The sequence below is a fragment of the Micromonospora sp. NPDC005205 genome, assembly GCF_040608275.1.
Taxonomy (GTDB): Bacteria; Actinomycetota; Actinomycetes; order Mycobacteriales; family Micromonosporaceae; genus Micromonospora.
Genome location: NZ_JBEXHV010000011.1, coordinates 64724 through 80377 on the forward strand (window position 1 = coordinate 64724; position 15654 = coordinate 80377).

A 15654-nucleotide genomic window follows, 5' to 3' on the forward strand; every position below is an offset into this window, starting at 1 on the left:
GCGGACACAATCTGACCGCTACCCCTGCCATCGTCGGCGTTGCACCCGGGGCACCAGCCGCGGGTCACGTCACACGAGGAGCAGCAATGAGCATCAACACCGTCGCGCACATCAACCTTCGGGGCAACGCGCGGGCCGCCCTCGATTTCTACCGGTCCGTCTTCGGCGGGGACCTCGCCGCGGTGACCTACGCCGACGCCCACAACGTGCAGAGCCCGGACGAGGCCGACCAGGTCATGTGGGGTCAGGTCACGTCCGCCGAGGGCTTCCAGATCATGGCGTACGACGTGCCGTCGGCGCGGCCGTGGAGCCAGGGCGAGAGGCCGTTCTTCGTCTCGGTCCGGGGCAGCGACGCAGACGAGATCACCGGCTACTGGAAGAAGCTGAGCGAGGGCTCGACCGTCCTGGTCGACCTGGCGCCCGCCGGCTGGGCTCCCCTCTACGGCATGCTCACCGACCCGTTCGGCGTCACCTGGGTGCTCGACGTCGCCGTCGGGTACAAGCCTGCCTGACCAGAAGGAGCAGCCCACCGCCGATCACGAGGGATCGGCGGTGGGCTGCGGTGCCGCTCAGTGCGCCTCGGCCGGCACCAACCTCAGGTGCGGCCCGGATGCCGTACCCGCGTCCGGGCCGCCGGAGTCCGAGCGGCGCTCGCGGCGTTTGAGCCACTGGTCGACCACGAGGTTTCCGACGAGCCCGACGGCGCCCCAGATGGCGATGACCAGCAGATTCTGCCCGACGCCGACGCCGCCGAAGTACCGCAAGGATCGGGCGATGTCGACCGCCGCGGGCAACGGCAGCACGTCCTGAAGGGGGCGGAACACCTCGGGGACCAGGTACACCGACATGCCACCGCCGGAGGCGGGTACGCCGGCCATCATCAGCACCACCATCATCGGGATGATGCCCGCCAGGCCGACGGTACGGGTGAGCACTCCGGTGGCCAGGGAGACCGAGAAGATGGTCAGAGCGCCGTAGGCGATCGTCTCCAGGGCGTTGCCGCTGATCGCGCCGATGAGGACGTCGAAGAGGAACCACAGCCAGACGGACATGCCGATCGCCCAGCCGCCCAGCAGCGGCAGGAACTGGCGCAGGCGGCGCACGTGCGGGGCACCGCCGCGCAGGACGGCCAGGAACAGGAACCCGGCCATGATCCAGGACATGCCGACGTACATGCTGTTGCTGCCGCCGGTGTCGGTCTCGCTCAGGGGTTGCACGTCGGTGAGCATCAGCGGGAGGCCCTGGGCCGCGGTGATCGGCTGGAAGATCGCGCGGATCGCGGACTGTTGGCTGGCGTTGGCGGCGGACGCCGAGTACAGCGTCGCCGGAGTGTCCGGTGCCGACGGCAGGACGAAGGCGGCCACCACGTCGCGGGACTGGATCTGCTCGGTGGCTTCGGCGACCGTGTCGGCGACGGTGACGTCGAGGATGCCGTCGAGCTGCGCGTTGAGACCGGCAGCGGTCTGCTGAGCCTGCCCAGGGGCAGCGGCGACCACGACGACCGGGATGTCGTGCGGTTGCGGTTTGTGCATGGAGAACCCCATGGCACCCACGACGACCACGAGGATGGCCAGCGGGAAGCCCGCTGCGGCCACGTACCGGAACCGCTTGGAGCGCGGCGGCCCGCCGGCCAGAGCGGGGGCCTTCGCGTCGGGGTCGGTGATCGGCGGGACGCCGGGGATCATGTTCCCGCTCGCGCTGCGCTCCTTGAGCAGGCAGAGCGCGAGGGCGGCCACGATCCACACAGCCAGGACGATCAGGTGGGTGCCCAGACCGTTGCCGTCGAAGTACAGAACCGAGCGCAGCGCCTCACCGGCCGCCGGAAGCGGCAGCACACCATGGAGGAACTGGAAGAACCCGGGCATGTTGTGCACGGACAGGGCCAGGTTCGATGCGGGCATGCCGAACACGACCCAGAGCAGCATGCCGGGCAGCACCGCGAGGGGCCCGATCAGCTTGGAGAGCAGCAGCTGGGCCAGGCCGACGGCTGCGGTGGCGAGCATGCCGACGCCGAGGAAGGTGGGGTAGTGGCCGTCGACGGCACCCACGACGGGCCCGAGGATGAGCCAGATGATCGAGCTGGTGAGCGCGGACCAGCCGGCCAGCACGGGCAGGAACCGTCGCAGCCGCAGCAGGTGGGGGACGCCCATCACCATGATGCTCAACGGCACGTAACCGGCCAGCATCATGCCCATCGCCGCGAACAGGACCGCGATGCCGGCCGAGTCACCCGCGGGTAGCGGTGCGACGTCCTCGGTGGTGGCCCGCAAGCTGTTCTGGAAGACCACGGGCGCGAGCAACTGCTGAACGGTGGCGTTCTGCGAGGCTCCGGCCGCCGAGGCGGTGAGGATTGTCGCGTTGGCGCTGCCGTCGGTGGGCAGGACGAGCGCGCCGGCGACTTCCTGGTCGTGCAGCAGGTCGACGGCGTCGTCGCGGGTGGTCACCAGCGTGGCCTCGGTGCTGTCGCCCGAGTTGAGCCCGTCGACGAGGGCCTGCGCCGTGGCGCCGCTGCCGACGACCGCCACCGGCATGTCCCGGGGGTGCGGTGAGTGCATGGTCGACATGTAGGTCGCGAACATCATCGTGACCATGAGGAACGGCATCACGAACAGGGCGACCATTCGGATGATCTGTTCCTTGCGGTCCGCGCCGGGCGGGCGGCCGTCCACCACGTCGGCAGCCTCGATCACGGCTTCGGTATCCATGCACGCTCCAGCTCATATTTGTACGCCAAGTGACTTACAAACTGTAGGCGGCGGATGCCGGGAGCGGGAATCCGGCTAGGTTGACCTGAGTCACAGCCGGGCGAGGACACGAGGGGGCCGGTCATGAGGCGGTCCGAGGCGGCCCGCACCGCGCTGCTCGACGCGGCGGAGCGGCTGTTCGCCGAGTCGGGAGTCGCCGAGGTCTCCGACCGCAGGGTGGCTGAAGCGGCCGGCAACACCAACCATTCAGCAGTGCGCTACTACTTCGGCGGGCGCGAGGGCCTGCTCAAGGCACTGATGGCCCGCCACGTGCACGACGTGGCGCAGGTGCGCGCCGGCATGCCCCCAACCGAGGACTCCGTCCTCGGCGACATACGCGGTCTCGTGGCACCGAGCATGCGCGTCCTCGACCAGCTACCGCGCCCGAGCTGGCGGGCCCGGTTCCTCGATCACGTGCTGCACAACCCCGCCACTGAGCCGTTCATGCGGGAAGCCCAGGACACCACGCCACAGGCACTACAGCTGCGGGCCTCACTGGCCGCGCGACTACGGCACCTCGACCCGGACGTGGTCGCCGGTCGGGCGCGCCTGATCACCCGCATCGTCAGCACCGCGACAGCCGAGGTCGAGGCACTCGCCGAACGCAACGGAGAAGACCCCCGATGGCCCGAGGTCGGCGACTTCCTCGTCGACGCCATCACCGGAATGCTCAGCGCCCCCATCAGCCGGCCACGCCGAGCGGAGCGCTGATCGCCGTCCACGGGCTCACCTGCCGACGTACGCCGCCAGGTGCTCGCCGGTGAGGGTGGAGCGGGCGGCGACGAGGTCCGTGGGTGTGCCCTCGAAGACGATCCGGCCGCCGTCGTGGCCGGCGCCGGGACCGATATCGATGATCCAGTCGGCGTGCGCCATGACCGCCTGGTGGTGCTCGATGACGATCACCGACTTGCCGGCGTCGACCAGGCGGTCGAGCAGGCCGAGCAGTTGCTCGACGTCGGCCAGGTGCAGACCGGTGGTCGGCTCGTCGAGGACGTAGACGCCGCCCTTCTCGGCCATGTGGGTGGCCAGCTTGAGCCGTTGCCGCTCGCCGCCGGAGAGGGTAGTGAGCGGCTGCCCCAGGCTCAGGTAGCCGAGCCCGACGTCGGCGAGCCGCTCGAGGATGGCGTGCGCTGCCGGCGTACGCGCCTCGCCGGCGCCGAAGAACTTCTCGGCCTCCGTCACCGACATCGCGAGCACCTCGCTGATGTCCCGACCGCCGAAACGGTATTCCAGCACCGATGCCTGGAACCGCTTGCCCTCGCAGTCCTCGCAGGGGGCGGCGACGCCCGCCATCATTCCCAGGTCGGTGTAGATGACGCCAGCGCCGTTGCAGCTCGGGCAGGCACCCTCGGAGTTGGCGCTGAACAGCGCCGGCTTCACCCCGTTGGCCTTCGCGAACGCCTTGCGGATCGGGTCGAGCAACCCGGTGTAGGTGGCCGGGTTGCTGCGCCGTGACCCGCGGATCGCCCCCTGGTCGATCGAGACCACGCCCGCGCCGGCCGGAATCGAGGAGTGCACCAGCGAACTCTTGCCGGAGCCGGCGACGCCGGTCACGACGACGAGCACCCCGAGGGGTACGTCGACGTCCACGTCCTGGAGGTTGTTGGCGGTGGCGCCGCGGATCTCCAGCTTGCCGGTGGGCGTCCGCACCGCCTCCTTGAGAGCCGCCCGGTCGTCGAGGTGCCGGCCGGTGATGGTGCCGCTGGCCCGCAGACCTTCCACCGTGCCCTCGTAGCAGACGGTCCCGCCCTCCGTGCCCGCGCCGGGCCCGAGATCGACGACGTGGTCGGCGATGGCGATGGCCTCCGGCTTGTGCTCCACGACCAGCACTGTGTTGCCCTTGTCGCGCAGCTGGAGCAGCAGCTCGTTCATCCGCTGGATGTCGTGCGGGTGCAGCCCGATCGTCGGCTCGTCGAAGACGTAGGTGACGTCGGTGAGCGAGGAGCCGAGGTGCCGGATCATCTTGGTGCGCTGCGCCTCACCGCCGGAGAGGGTGCCCGACGGTCGATCGAGGGACAGGTAGCCCAGCCCGATCTCCTCGAACGAGTCGAGGAGGTGTTGCAGGCCGGCCAGCAACGGGGCCACCGACGGCTCGTCGATCCCGCGGACCCAGGCGGCCAGGTCGCTGATCTGCATCGCGCACGCGTCGGCGATGTTCCTGCCCTTGATCTTCGACGACCGGGCCTCCTTGCTGAGCCGGGTGCCGGCACACTCGGGGCAGGTCGTGAAGGTCACCGCGCGCTCCACGAAGGCGCGGATGTGCGGCTGCAAGGCGTCGATGTCCTTGGCGAGGAAGGACTTCTGGATCGACGGGATGAGGCCCGCGTACGTCAGGTTGATGCCGTCGATTTTGATCTTGGTCGGCTCCCGGTGGAGCAGGTCGTGCAGCTCCCGCTTGGAGAACTTGGCGATCGGCTTGTCCGGGTCGAAGTAGCCGCAGCCCCGGAAGATCCGGCCGTACCAGCCCTCCATGCTGTAACCCGGGATGGTGATCGCGCCCTCGTTGAGCGAGAGGTTGTCGTCGTAGAGCGCCGACAGGTCGATGTCGGTCACCGCACCCATGCCCTCGCACCGTGGGCACATGCCACCGAGACGGTTGAAGGTCGCCTTCTCGGTCTTCGTCTTGCCGGCACCGCGATCGACGGTGATCGCCCCGGTCGCCTTCACCGAGGGAACATTGAAGGAGTACGCGTTGGGCGAGCCGATGTGCGGCTGCCCGAGCCGGCTGAACAGGATGCGCAGCATCGCGTTGGCGTCGGTGGCGGTGCCGACGGTGGAGCGGGAGTTGGCGCCCATCCGCTCCTGGTCCACGATGATCGCCGTGGTCAGGCCATCCAGCAGGTCGACCTCGGGCCGCGCCAACGTCGGCATGAAGCCCTGCACGAAGGCGCTGTAGGTCTCGTTGATCATCCGCTGCGACTCGGCCGCGATGGTGCCGAACACCAGCGAACTCTTGCCGGAGCCGGAGACACCGGTGAACACCGTCAGCCGCCGCTTCGGGATCTCGACGCTGACGTCCTTGAGGTTGTTCACCCGCGCGCCCTGCACCCGGATCAGGTCGTGGCTGTCGGCGACGTGCGGCGCGGACCGCTGGATGGCCGTGCTCATCGTGTCTCCATCTGTCGGGCGCGCAGGACTCAGCGCACTTCCTGGATGCGGATCATGTTGCCGGCGGGGTCCCGGAAGGCACAGTCGCGCACGCCGTACGGCTGATCGGTCGGCTCCTGGACGACCTCGGCGTCGCTGGCCTCCAGCTTGGCGAAGGTGGCGTCGAGGTCGGTGGTGGCCAGGTTGACGCCGAAGTAGCTGCCCTTGGCCATCAGCTCGAGGATGGTCTGCCGCTCGTCGTCGGTGATGCTGGGGTTGGCGGCCGGCGGGTGCAGGACGATGGCGGTGCTGGGCTGGCCGACCGGCCCGACCGTGATCCACCGCATCCCCTCGTACCCGACGTCGAGGCGGACCTCGAAGCCGAGGATGTCGCGGTAGAAGGCCAGCGAGGCCTCCGGGTCGGTGTGCGGCAGGAAACTCGAGTGAATGGTGATGTCCATGCTGGTCACGCTAGTTGCGGCTCGGCGACCCGCGCTTCTCGATTCCTGACCGGTCTGGTCACCTGTTTCGCCACGCAGGACGGCATCCCGGCCGTCGCCTGCGCCGCCTGCCGCCGGTAGACGCTGGGCGGCACGCCCACCAGCTCGGTGAAGCGGGTGCTGAAGGTGCCCAATGACGAGCAACCGACAGCGAAACAGACGTCGGTGACGCTCAGGTCGCCACGGCGCAACAGGGCCATCGCCCGCTCGATCCGACGGGTCATGAGGTAGCTGTAGGGAGATTCGCCATAGGCGAGCCGGAACTCACGGCTGAGGTGCCCGGCCGACATGTGCGCGCCACGGGCGAGCGCCTCGACGTCCAACGGAGACGCGTACTCCCGGTCGATCCGGTCGCGGACCCGGCGCAGCCGCGCCAGGTCGGCCAGTCGCTGGGTCGCGTCGGATTTGCTGCTCACCTGCGAAATCGTGCCACAACCCACCGACAATCCGCCGCTCGCCGGGCGGGGCCGGCAGGCCGGTCAGCCGGCCTCGCGGCGGGCGCGGGCCCGGCGCTTCCCCTCGTGCATGGCCTGCACCCGGGCGACAGGGATGGTCCGACCCTCGGCGACCAGGTCGGCGGGGAGCGGTTGCGGGGGCGGCATCAGCGCGGCCCACGGGTCGCCGTTGGCGAGCAGTGCGGGCGCGGTCCGGATGGTGAAGTCGGCGGGGGTCACCTCGGTCAGGTCCGCCCAGTCGACCGGGAACGAGACCGGCATTCCGGGGCGCAGCCGGGGGCTGTACGCGGCGGCCACCGTCGCCCCGCCCGCCCGGGTGGCGTCCACGAAGACCCTGCCTCCCCGGTCCTCCTTGATGTACGCGGTGGTGGCCAGCGCCGGGTCGAGCCGCTCGGCGCGGACGGCGAGCGCCCGGGTGGCGGCGGCCAGCTCCTCGGCCGTTGGTTCGTCGGTCACCGGAACGAAGACGTGCACGCCCTTGGCGCCGCTGGTCTTGACCGCACCGGCCAGGCCGGCGTCGGCGAGCGCCTGACGGACCAGCAGGGCGGCGTCGACCGCCGCGCGGAACCCGTCGCCGTCCGGCGGGTCCAGGTCGAGGATCAGGTGGGTCGGGCGGTGCAGATCCGCCACGGTGGCCAGCGTCGGGTGGTACTCCACCGCCCGCTGGTTGGCGAACCAGAGCAGGGTGCGGCGGTCGTCGCAGAGGGCGTACGAGATCTCCCGGTGCGATGCCTCCGCCCAGACCGGCGCCCGGCGGACCCAGTCCGGGGTGTAGCGGGGCAGGTTCTTCTGCATGAACGGCGGCTGGCCGGGGCGGACCCTGATCACCGACAGCGGCCGGCCCCGCAGCTGCGGGAGGATCCGGTCGGAGACCGCGTCGAGGTAGTCGACCAGGTCACGCTTCGTCGCGTCGTCCCGGTCGGACAGCGGCTGGTCCAGGTTGGTCAGGGCCACGCCGTCCCGGGTCTCGTCAGCCTTGCTCACCCGACCACCCTCCCGGCCGCACCGCCGTCGGTCAACTGGACGCGGCGCTTCGGTACGGATCGATTCCGGCACCCACCCCGGCCGGCTCCGACGGGTCGGCCGCCGACGACGGCCGGGCCGGGCGTCGGGGCAGTGTGGTCAGCGCCACCAGCCACGCGGCGACCACGAGACCCACGGCCACGGCGAACGCCGTCCGGTAGCCGGCGGCGAGCGCGGCGGTCTCGGCCCAGCCGGCGGCCCGCAGCCCGTCGGTGCGGGTGGCGGCAATTGTGGCCAGCGCGGCCAGGCCGACCGCTCCGCCTACCTGTTGGGTGGTGTTGACCAGGCCGGAGGCGAGCCCGGCGTCGGTGTCGGTCGCGCCGGCCATGGCCACCGTGGTGACCGCCGGCAGGGTCAGGCCGCCGGCCACCCCAAAGATCAACATCGCGGGGAGTACGTCAGCGACGTAGGCGCCGTCGGCGGGCAGCCGGGCGAGCAGGAGGAAGCCGACGCTCGCCAGACCGAGCCCGACCAGCAGGACCATCCGGGCACCGAAGTGGGCGATCAGCCGACCGGCCAGGCCGAGCGAGACCACGGCGATCACGACCGGGGTGGGCAGGAAGGCCCAGCCGGTCGCGGCGGCATCCAACCCCAGCACCAGTTGCAGCTCCACGGCGAGCAGGAACTGGAACCCGAAGTACGCGCAGACCATGAGGAACTGCACGGCGTTCGCCGCCACCAGGCCCGGAACGCGCAGCACCCGGGACGGCACGAGCGGGGCCGCGGCCACCCGCTGGCGCAGCGCGAACCCGCCGAGCAGCAGCACCGCGAGGGCCACCGCGCCGAGCGTCCGGGGGCTGGTCCAGCCGTGCTCGCCCGTTCCGACGATGCCCAACACGGCGGCCATCAGACCGGCGGTGGCGAGCAGCGCGCCGGGCAGGTCCAGGCCGGCGCGCAGGCCGATCCCTCGTTCGGCCGGCAGCCGGCGGAGGGACGCGATGAGGATGACCGCCCCGATCGGCACGTTGACAAGGAAGATGGTCCGCCATCCGGCGGCCTCGGTGAGCACCCCTCCGGCGACCGTGCCGACCGACGCACCGGCCGCGCCGGTGAAGCTGAAGACGGCGATGGCGCGGGCCCGCTCGGCCGCTTCGGGGTAGAGCCGGACGATCATGCCGAGGCTGACCGCCATGGCCAGAGCGCCGCCGATGCCCTGCCCGAACCGCGCGCCCACCAGCAGGGCCGGCCCGGTGGCGACCGCGCAGGCCAGCGAGGCGACTGTGAACATCGCGACGCCGGCCAGGAAGACCCTGCGCCGGCCCAGCAGATCTCCGAGCCGGCCGGCGAGCAGCAGCAGCCCGCCGAACGCGACCAGGTAGGCGTTCACCACCCAGGCCAGGTCGGTGGCGCTGAAGCCCAGGTCGCGCTGGATGGCGGGCAGCGCCACCGCGACGACGGTGCCATCCAGGATGATCATCAAGCTGCCGGCACAGAGCACCAGCAGCGCCGGCCAGCGGGATGGGACGACACGTTCCACGGAACCCCTCCTTGGTGCACGGTTTGTTACCGAGGTCATCGTCTGTGACCATTAACCGCGGCGGAAGGAGGCACTTTGATGTCCCAGAGGAACAGCGATGTGTCCGCGCTGGTCAAGGCCGAGCTGACCTGCTCGGCCGAGAACGTGCCGTTCACCCCGGGCCAGGCTCGCGCGTGCACAGTCCGCGAGGTGCTCGACCGGGTCGGCGGCAAGTGGAGCATCGGCATCCTGGTGGCCGCCTCGCACGGCCCGGTGCGCTTCACCGAACTGGAGCGGCACATCGAGGGGATCAGCCGGCGGATGCTCACGCTGACGCTGCGCAACCTGGAGCGGGACGGCCTGCTGCACCGCACCGTCTACCCGACCGTCCCACCCAAGGTCGAGTACACGGCCACCCCGATGGCGCTGGAGCTCTACGAGTCGCTGGTCGCGCTGACCAGTTGGGCCGAGCGGCATCGGCGGGCCATCGCCGAGGCCCGGACCAGGTACGACGCCCAGCACGCCTGATGAAACCGGCCAGGGGTGTGGTGAACGCCACCGCTTCCATCTGACCGATCGGTCAGGGTCTGACCGATCGGTCAGGCATGCTGGTCTGCGGGAGGTGGACCGGGCATGGGCAGAGCGGTACCCGACACGCACGGCGAGATTCTCGCTGCGGCGGCGCGGCAGTTCACGGTGACCGGCTACCGGGGCACCTCCCTGCAGGACATCGCCCGGGAGGTCGGCTGCTCCAAGGCCACAGTGCTCTACCACTTCGCCAACAAGGAAGCCCTGCTCGCCGAACTGATGGCACCCGCGATCGAGGTGCTTCGCAGCCTCGACGACCAGCTCAACGGCCTGACCGGAGCTGCCGCCCAGGAGGTCGCCGCGCGGGGCTTCGTCGACCTCGCGGTGCGGTTCCGACAGGAGATCGCCGTACTGCGCGGCGAGTTCCCGGAGCTGCTGTGCCAGCCCGCCTTCGCGCACATCCAGGAGATCTCCGACCGGCTGCGGGACGCCCTTGCCGGGCACTCCGACCGGCCAGGCGCCCGGATCGCCGCGCTGGTGCTGCTCGCCGGCATCTCCGAGGCATGCGCCGAGTTCGCCGACATCCCCGACGACGAACTGCGCCTCGCCCTGCTCACCCTCGCCCGGCGGGCCGTCGAGCCCGTCGACGCACCAGTGCCCCATCCACCCACGACCGAGGACAAGGACTCCTGATGGCCACCCTGCTCTACCGGCTCGGCCGGGGCGCGCTGCGCCGGCGACGGCTCGTCGTCGCGCTCTGGCTCGTCGTACTCGTCGTCGCCGGCCTGGCCGCGGCGACCCTGCGCGGCCCGACGGCGAGCAACTTCACCATGCCCGGCACCGAGAGCCAGCGCGCGCTCGACCTGCTGGCCGACCAGTTCCCTGCGGCCAGTGGTGCCACCGGCACCATCGCGCTCAAGGCACCCGCCGACGGCCAACTGGCCACCCCCGACGGCCAGGCCGTGGTGCAGGAGCTGGTCCAGGAGGCCTCGACACTGCCCGGCGTGGTCGGCGCGGTCAACCCGTTCCAGGTCGGCGCGGTCTCGCCCAACGGCCGGTACGCGCTGGTCCAGGTTCAGTTCGCCACTGGCGGCGACGAGGTGACCGACGAGCAGCGCACCGCGTACGAGGAGGTCGGCGCGGCCGTCGAGGCGAAGGGTTGGCAGGTCGCCCCGGGTGGCGAGGTGCTGGGCGGTGAGCCGGAGATCGGCTCCACCGAGGCGCTCGGCGTACTGGTCGCCGCGATCGTCCTGATCATCACGTTCGGTTCACTGGTCGCCGCCGGAATGACCATGCTCAACGCGCTGATCGGCGTGGGTGTCGGCATGGCAGGTCTGTTCGCGCTGAGCGGTGTCATCGAGTTGACCAGCACCGCGCCGATCCTGGCGCTGATGCTCGGCCTCGCCGTCGGCATCGACTACTCGTTGTTCATCACCTCCCGGCACCGACAGAACCTGCTCGAAGGCCTGTCCCCGGAGGAGGCGGTCGGCCGCGCGGTGGGCACCGCCGGTTCCGCCGTGGTCTTCGCGGGCGCCACAGTGGTCATCGCCCTCGCCGGCCTGGCCGTGGTGAACATCCCGTTCCTCACCGTGATGGGTCTCGCCGCCGCCGGTACGGTCACCATCGCCGTGCTCGTGGCGATCACCCTCCAGCCCGCGCTGCTCGGCTTCGCCGGCAACCGGGTGCTCCCGCGCCGGCTGCGCTCCACTGTCGACTCCGCCGCGCCAGGTGAGCCGGTGGGCGAAGAGACGCTGCCGGTCGAGGACCGCTCCGGGTTCGGCTTCCGCTGGGCGCGGTTCGTCACCCGCTTCCGGGTGCCGGTCATCCTGGTCGCGCTGCTCGGCCTGGGGCTGCTCGCGCTGCCCACGCCGGACATGCGACTGGCTCTGCCGGACGCCAGTACGGCGACCGAGGGCTCACCGGCCCGGGTGGCGAGCGACCTGACCACCGAGGGCTTCGGTCCGGGCTTCACCGGCCGGCTCGCGGTGGTCGTGGCGGGCGACGACGCGCAGGCGACCGCAGCCGCGGTGCCGCAGGTCACCGCGATGATCCAGCGCACCGAGAACGTCCTCGCCGTGGCACCGCCGCAGCTGAGCCCGGACGGTCGGACCGCGCTGCTCGGCGTGGTGCCGAAGACCGGCCCGACCGACGAGGCCACCGAAACCCTGGTGCATGACGTCCGCGACGCGGTCGGCGGGGTGCAGGGCGCCGAGGTGCTGCTCACCGGCGCCACCGCCATTGGTATCGACGTATCGGAGAAGCTCTCCGACGCGCTGCCGATCTACCTGCTGCTGGTCGTCGGGCTCTCGGTGCTGCTGCTGATGTTGGTGTTCCGGTCGCTGCTGGTGCCGCTCAAGGCGGCGCTGGGCTTCCTGCTCACCGTGGCCGCCACGTTCGGCATCACGGTGGCGATCTTCCAGCAGGGCCACCTTGCCGACCTGGTCGGCCTGGACACCCCGGCCCCGCTGGTCAGCTTCCTGCCCATCCTGCTGATCGGCATCCTGTTCGGGCTGGCCATGGACTACGAGGTGTTCCTGGTCTCCCGGATGCGGGAGGACTTCGTGCACGGCGACACCGCGCGTGAGGCCACGATCAGCGGCATGGGCCACGGTGCCCGGGTGGTCACCGCCGCCGCGCTGATCATGATGTCCGTCTTCGGCGGCTTCGTGTTCCTCGAAGACCCGATCATCAAGTCGATGGGCTTCGCGCTCGCCATCGGCGTCGCCATCGACGCGTTCGTGGTCCGGATGACCATCGTCCCGGCGGTCATGTCGCTCCTCGGCGACCGCGCCTGGTGGCTGCCCCGCTGGCTCAACCGCGCCCTGCCCAACGTGGACATCGAAGGCGAAGGCCTGCGCGAGCACCTGGAAGACCGCACCCCCACGCGCGTCTGATCGCACCACCTCGGTCGATCATGGAGTTGTGGTGCCCGTCGTGCCCCGATCAGAGGCCTTCGTCCAGCACCACAACTCCATGATCGACGCCGACGGGCCCGGGTCAGACTCCTGCTGGGTAGGTTTCCATCTCGCCGGGGGCCGCTGGCACCGGTAGCGGGTGCAGTGCCGTGGTGTCGTCGCACCAGATGAAGGCGTCATAGCGGTCGCCCAGCCGGGTGGGCACGTAGTTGCCCCAGGACTCGAACGACGGGTCGTAGACGACCCCGATCGCCCGGTGGTCAACGGTTTCGGTGACCCAGCCCGGCTGATCGTCGCCGCCGAAGATCAGCACCGCCCGCTCCGGCATCAGCTCGTGCAACCGCCGCTCGATCGAGCCCTCCCGAGCCGGGGGCACCACCATCGCCTCGGGCGGCGAACCCCAGCGGGGCGCGGCGATCACTGTGCCCCGGTAGCTGCCGAAGCCGACCAGGGCCACCGCGTCCTCGCCGTGCCGCTCCCGGGCCAACTGGCCAATGTTGATCATCCCGTCGGCGGCCATGTCGGTGGCCCGCGCATCCCCGACGTGCGTGTTGTGCGCCCAGACGACGCCCCGGGCGTCCGGGCCGTACCGGTCCAACAGCCGATCCAGGGTGTCCTGCATGTGGGTGTCGCGGATGTTCCACGAGTCCGGACCGCCGGCCACCATCGCCCGGTAGTACCGCTCGGCGCCGGCCACCACCTCCGCGTTCTGCCAGGCCGAGAAGCGGTCCGGGCCGTCGGAGAGGGCGTGTTCACGGGTCCGGGCGAGCAACCGGACGACCTCCTCCTCGCACCGGGCGGAGACGAACCGGCTGGCCGCGCCGTACTCCTCGACCCTCTTGCCGTACGGCTCGAAACACCGGTAGGCGTCCTGCGCCGCCTCCAGCGACTTCGGGTCCTCCTCCCCCAGGTAGTCGAAGATCGCCTGCATCGACTCCCAGAGGCTGTACACGTCGAGGCCGTGGAACCCGGCCCGTTCCTCCTCCGGCAGCTCCAGGTTCCAGGCCCGCAGCCAGCTGGCGAACCGGGCCACCTCGGCATTGGCCCACATCCAGGTCGGCCATCGCTCAAACTGGTCGAGTGCGAGCTGCGGTTCGAGCGCGCCACCCGGCGCGGCCGTCACCGAACGGTGCACCCGATCGCAGTCGGGCCAGTCACCCTCCACCGCGACGAAGGAGAAACCACACTCCGCGATCAAGCGGCGGGTGAGCTGCTCGCGCAACCGGTAGTAGTCGTAACTGCCGTGGGTGGACTCGCCGATCATCACCACCCTGGCGTTGCGAACGCGCTCCAGCAACGGGTCGAAATCGCTCGGCGCGCCGAGCCGCTGAACCAGCATGCCAGCGGCTACCCGACCGCCGCTGCGGCAAACCGTGGGCGCGTCGCGGGCCGACACGCCGGCCGCCGGGCCGTCGTGGGCTCCAACCAAGCCGGTGTACGACCACCGCGAGCGGGTAGCCGGCCGACATGACCGTCACCGGGGTTCAGTTGCAGGAGTACCTGGCCGGGCTCGACTACCCGGTCTCGCGGGAGGACCTGATCCGCTGGGGTCAGGAGAACGGGGCCAGCACGGCAATGTTGCAGATGCTCCAGGCCCTACCACCCGAGCAGTTCAACAACCCGGACGAGCTGAACGCCGCCCTAACCACCCCCACCTAAACCCAACCAACCCCGCCCAACCCAACCCCGCCCAACCCAACCCCGCCCAACCCCGCCCAACCCCGCCCCGGTGATCATGAGGTTATTGCCATCCGCCACGGCGTGTCGCGCCGCTAACTTCATGATCACCGGGGCGACGGGCGGTGGGGTTGGGGGTTGGGGGTGGGGGGTTAGGGGTTAGGGGAGGGGGATGGTGCGGGATTCGGTTCGGGCGGTTTCGGCGGCGGCGAGGATGGCGACGACCTCGCGGCCGAAGCGGACGTCGCAGCGGTGGTCCCGGGTACCCGCCCGCACCTGCTCGACGAGTTGGTCGATGGCGACGCCGAACGCGGTGGCCGCGTCGTTCTCGCCGAACGGGACGTTCTCGATGCCGTTCTCGCCGTAGAACACGAACTCCCGGGCCATCGACTCGGTCGGGGCGTCCAGGGAGAGCGAGGCGCTGCTCGTGGCGCCGCCCTCGTGGGTGAGCAGCAGATGCACCATCCCGCTCGGTCCGTCCATCGCCGCCACCTGCGTCACCCGGCCCAGCACCGGCAGGAGGATCGAGAGCGCGTGCGGGGCGATGTCCCAGAGCGCACCGTGCTCCCGACGCCACAACGAGCCGCCGTACGGGCTGCCGTCCTGAAAGATCGAGGCGAACGCGGTCGTCCGGCCGTGCTGCCAGCCCCCGGCGGCGGCGGTGGCGGCGAGGAACGCTGTCACGTTCGGCTGGAACCGCTGGGTGAAGAAGACGACCGAGGCGACCCCGGACTCCTCGGCGGCGGCCACGACCCGGTCGGCGTCGTCCACGCTGAGCGCCAGCGGCTTGTCCAGCAGCAGGTGCCGACCGGCGCGGGCCGCCCGGACCGCGATGTCGGCCTGGATGTCCGGCGGCAGGGCGACGGCGATCGCCTCGCACTGCTCGATCAGCGCGTCGACGTCGGCGTAGGCGGGCACCCCGTACCGCTCGGCCAGTGCGGAGGCCCGCTCCGGGTTGCGACCCCACACACCGACCAGCTCCGCGTCGGGATGGGCGTGCAGCGCCTTCCCGTGCGTCTCGATCGCCCAGTGACCGGTGCCGAACAAGCCGAACCGCAGCACGTGTACCTCCGCTGTTTCCCCGCACCGCGACAACGCCACGGACGTGATCCACGCTAGTCGCCCTGGCGGCCGGAACGGCGGCGGGTTCGACCAATCGAAGCAGCTCACCTTGCATTTCCGTTTCGGTGGCCGAGCTACCCCCGCTGTCGGTGAGGCGCGGTCCACCGGCACCGCTCTCGGTAACGTCAGGTCCGATCACCGCCAGAC

14 protein-coding genes are annotated in these 15654 nt (G+C 70.8%); 6 read left to right on the forward strand and 8 right to left on the reverse strand.

Annotated features, from left to right (window positions below):
• Positions 1–86: 86 nt before the first annotated feature.
• Positions 87–512 carry a VOC family protein gene (locus tag ABZU43_RS20565; RefSeq protein WP_355008089.1) on the forward strand — a complete coding sequence of 142 codons (426 nt, stop codon included), beginning with the start codon at positions 87–89 and terminating at the stop codon, positions 510–512.
• 57 nt (positions 513–569) lie between these two features.
• On the opposite strand, the gene ABZU43_RS20570 is transcribed toward ABZU43_RS20565, so the two are convergent.
• The gene (locus ABZU43_RS20570) at positions 570–2705 is read right to left on the reverse strand and encodes an ABC transporter permease (protein WP_355008090.1); all 2136 of its coding nucleotides are present in this window, start codon (positions 2703–2705) and stop codon (positions 570–572) included.
• 123 nt (positions 2706–2828) lie between these two features.
• Here ABZU43_RS20570 and ABZU43_RS20575 point away from each other — a divergent pair, with 123 nt between their 5' ends.
• Positions 2829–3455, forward strand: a complete 627-nt coding sequence (locus tag ABZU43_RS20575) for a TetR/AcrR family transcriptional regulator (protein WP_124855056.1) — start codon at positions 2829–2831, stop codon at positions 3453–3455.
• A 15-nt stretch (positions 3456–3470) separates the two neighbouring features.
• On the opposite strand, the gene ABZU43_RS20580 is transcribed toward ABZU43_RS20575, so the two are convergent.
• The 5 genes from ABZU43_RS20580 to ABZU43_RS20600 form a co-directional block, all read right to left on the reverse strand.
• Positions 3471–5852: an excinuclease ABC subunit UvrA gene (locus ABZU43_RS20580; protein WP_355008091.1), complete on the reverse strand. Its 2382-nt coding sequence runs from the start codon at positions 5850–5852 to the stop codon at positions 3471–3473.
• Positions 5853–5881: 29 nt separating this feature from the next.
• Positions 5882–6292: a VOC family protein gene (locus ABZU43_RS20585; protein ID WP_355008092.1), complete on the reverse strand. Its 411-nt coding sequence runs from the start codon at positions 6290–6292 to the stop codon at positions 5882–5884.
• A gap of 5 nt (positions 6293–6297) precedes the next feature.
• On the reverse strand, positions 6298–6747 hold the full coding sequence (locus tag ABZU43_RS20590) for a helix-turn-helix transcriptional regulator (RefSeq protein WP_355008093.1): 450 nt from the start codon (positions 6745–6747) through the stop codon (positions 6298–6300).
• A gap of 63 nt (positions 6748–6810) precedes the next feature.
• Entirely contained in the window at positions 6811–7770 is a 960-nt protein-coding gene (locus ABZU43_RS20595; RefSeq protein ID WP_355008094.1) for an ATP-dependent DNA ligase, read from the reverse strand.
• A 31-nt stretch (positions 7771–7801) separates the two neighbouring features.
• Positions 7802–9286 carry an MFS transporter gene (locus ABZU43_RS20600; protein WP_355008095.1) on the reverse strand — a complete coding sequence of 495 codons (1485 nt, stop codon included), beginning with the start codon at positions 9284–9286 and terminating at the stop codon, positions 7802–7804.
• 75 nt (positions 9287–9361) lie between these two features.
• On the opposite strand from ABZU43_RS20600, the gene ABZU43_RS20605 reads away from it, so the two are divergent.
• The 3 genes from ABZU43_RS20605 (at position 9362) to ABZU43_RS20615 (ending at position 12687) form a co-directional block, all read left to right on the forward strand.
• Positions 9362–9793: a helix-turn-helix domain-containing protein gene (locus ABZU43_RS20605; RefSeq protein WP_355008096.1), complete on the forward strand. Its 432-nt coding sequence runs from the start codon at positions 9362–9364 to the stop codon at positions 9791–9793.
• Positions 9794–9898: 105 nt separating this feature from the next.
• Positions 9899–10486 carry a TetR/AcrR family transcriptional regulator gene (locus tag ABZU43_RS20610; protein WP_355008097.1) on the forward strand — a complete coding sequence of 196 codons (588 nt, stop codon included), beginning with the start codon at positions 9899–9901 and terminating at the stop codon, positions 10484–10486.
• Complete coding sequence (locus tag ABZU43_RS20615) at positions 10486–12687, forward strand: MMPL family transporter (RefSeq protein ID WP_355008098.1); 2202 nt, start codon at positions 10486–10488, stop codon at positions 12685–12687. Before ABZU43_RS20610 ends, ABZU43_RS20615 begins: the two co-directional genes overlap by 1 nt.
• Before the next feature lie 103 nt (positions 12688–12790).
• Here the strand turns inward: ABZU43_RS20615 and ABZU43_RS20620 are convergent, their stop codons facing one another.
• The gene (locus ABZU43_RS20620; protein WP_355008099.1) at positions 12791–14047 is read right to left on the reverse strand and encodes an erythromycin esterase family protein; all 1257 of its coding nucleotides are present in this window, start codon (positions 14045–14047) and stop codon (positions 12791–12793) included.
• A 128-nt stretch (positions 14048–14175) separates the two neighbouring features.
• Here ABZU43_RS20620 and ABZU43_RS20625 point away from each other — a divergent pair, with 128 nt between their 5' ends.
• The gene (locus ABZU43_RS20625; RefSeq protein ID WP_355008100.1) at positions 14176–14367 is read left to right on the forward strand and encodes a DUF2795 domain-containing protein; all 192 of its coding nucleotides are present in this window, start codon (positions 14176–14178) and stop codon (positions 14365–14367) included.
• Positions 14368–14544: 177 nt separating this feature from the next.
• On the opposite strand, the gene ABZU43_RS20630 is transcribed toward ABZU43_RS20625, so the two are convergent.
• Entirely contained in the window at positions 14545–15447 is a 903-nt protein-coding gene (locus tag ABZU43_RS20630; protein ID WP_355008101.1) for a Gfo/Idh/MocA family oxidoreductase, read from the reverse strand.
• Between the last annotated feature and the right edge of the window lie 207 nt (positions 15448–15654).

Coding starts and splice junctions, on each gene's coding strand:
- ABZU43_RS20570 (WP_355008090.1), bottom strand. CDS start 2,705: ATGGATACCGAAGCCGTGATCGAGGCTGCCGACGTGGTGGACGGCCGC.
- ABZU43_RS20580 (WP_355008091.1), bottom strand. CDS start 5,852: ATGAGCACGGCCATCCAGCGGTCCGCGCCGCACGTCGCCGACAGCCAC.
- ABZU43_RS20565 (WP_355008089.1), top strand. CDS start 87: ATGAGCATCAACACCGTCGCGCACATCAACCTTCGGGGCAACGCGCGG.
- ABZU43_RS20575 (WP_124855056.1), top strand. CDS start 2,829: ATGAGGCGGTCCGAGGCGGCCCGCACCGCGCTGCTCGACGCGGCGGAG.
- ABZU43_RS20620 (WP_355008099.1), bottom strand. CDS start 14,047: ATGCTGGTTCAGCGGCTCGGCGCGCCGAGCGATTTCGACCCGTTGCTG.
- ABZU43_RS20610 (WP_355008097.1), top strand. CDS start 9,899: ATGGGCAGAGCGGTACCCGACACGCACGGCGAGATTCTCGCTGCGGCG.
- ABZU43_RS20585 (WP_355008092.1), bottom strand. CDS start 6,292: ATGGACATCACCATTCACTCGAGTTTCCTGCCGCACACCGACCCGGAG.
- ABZU43_RS20625 (WP_355008100.1), top strand. CDS start 14,176: ATGACCGTCACCGGGGTTCAGTTGCAGGAGTACCTGGCCGGGCTCGAC.
- ABZU43_RS20615 (WP_355008098.1), top strand. CDS start 10,486: ATGGCCACCCTGCTCTACCGGCTCGGCCGGGGCGCGCTGCGCCGGCGA.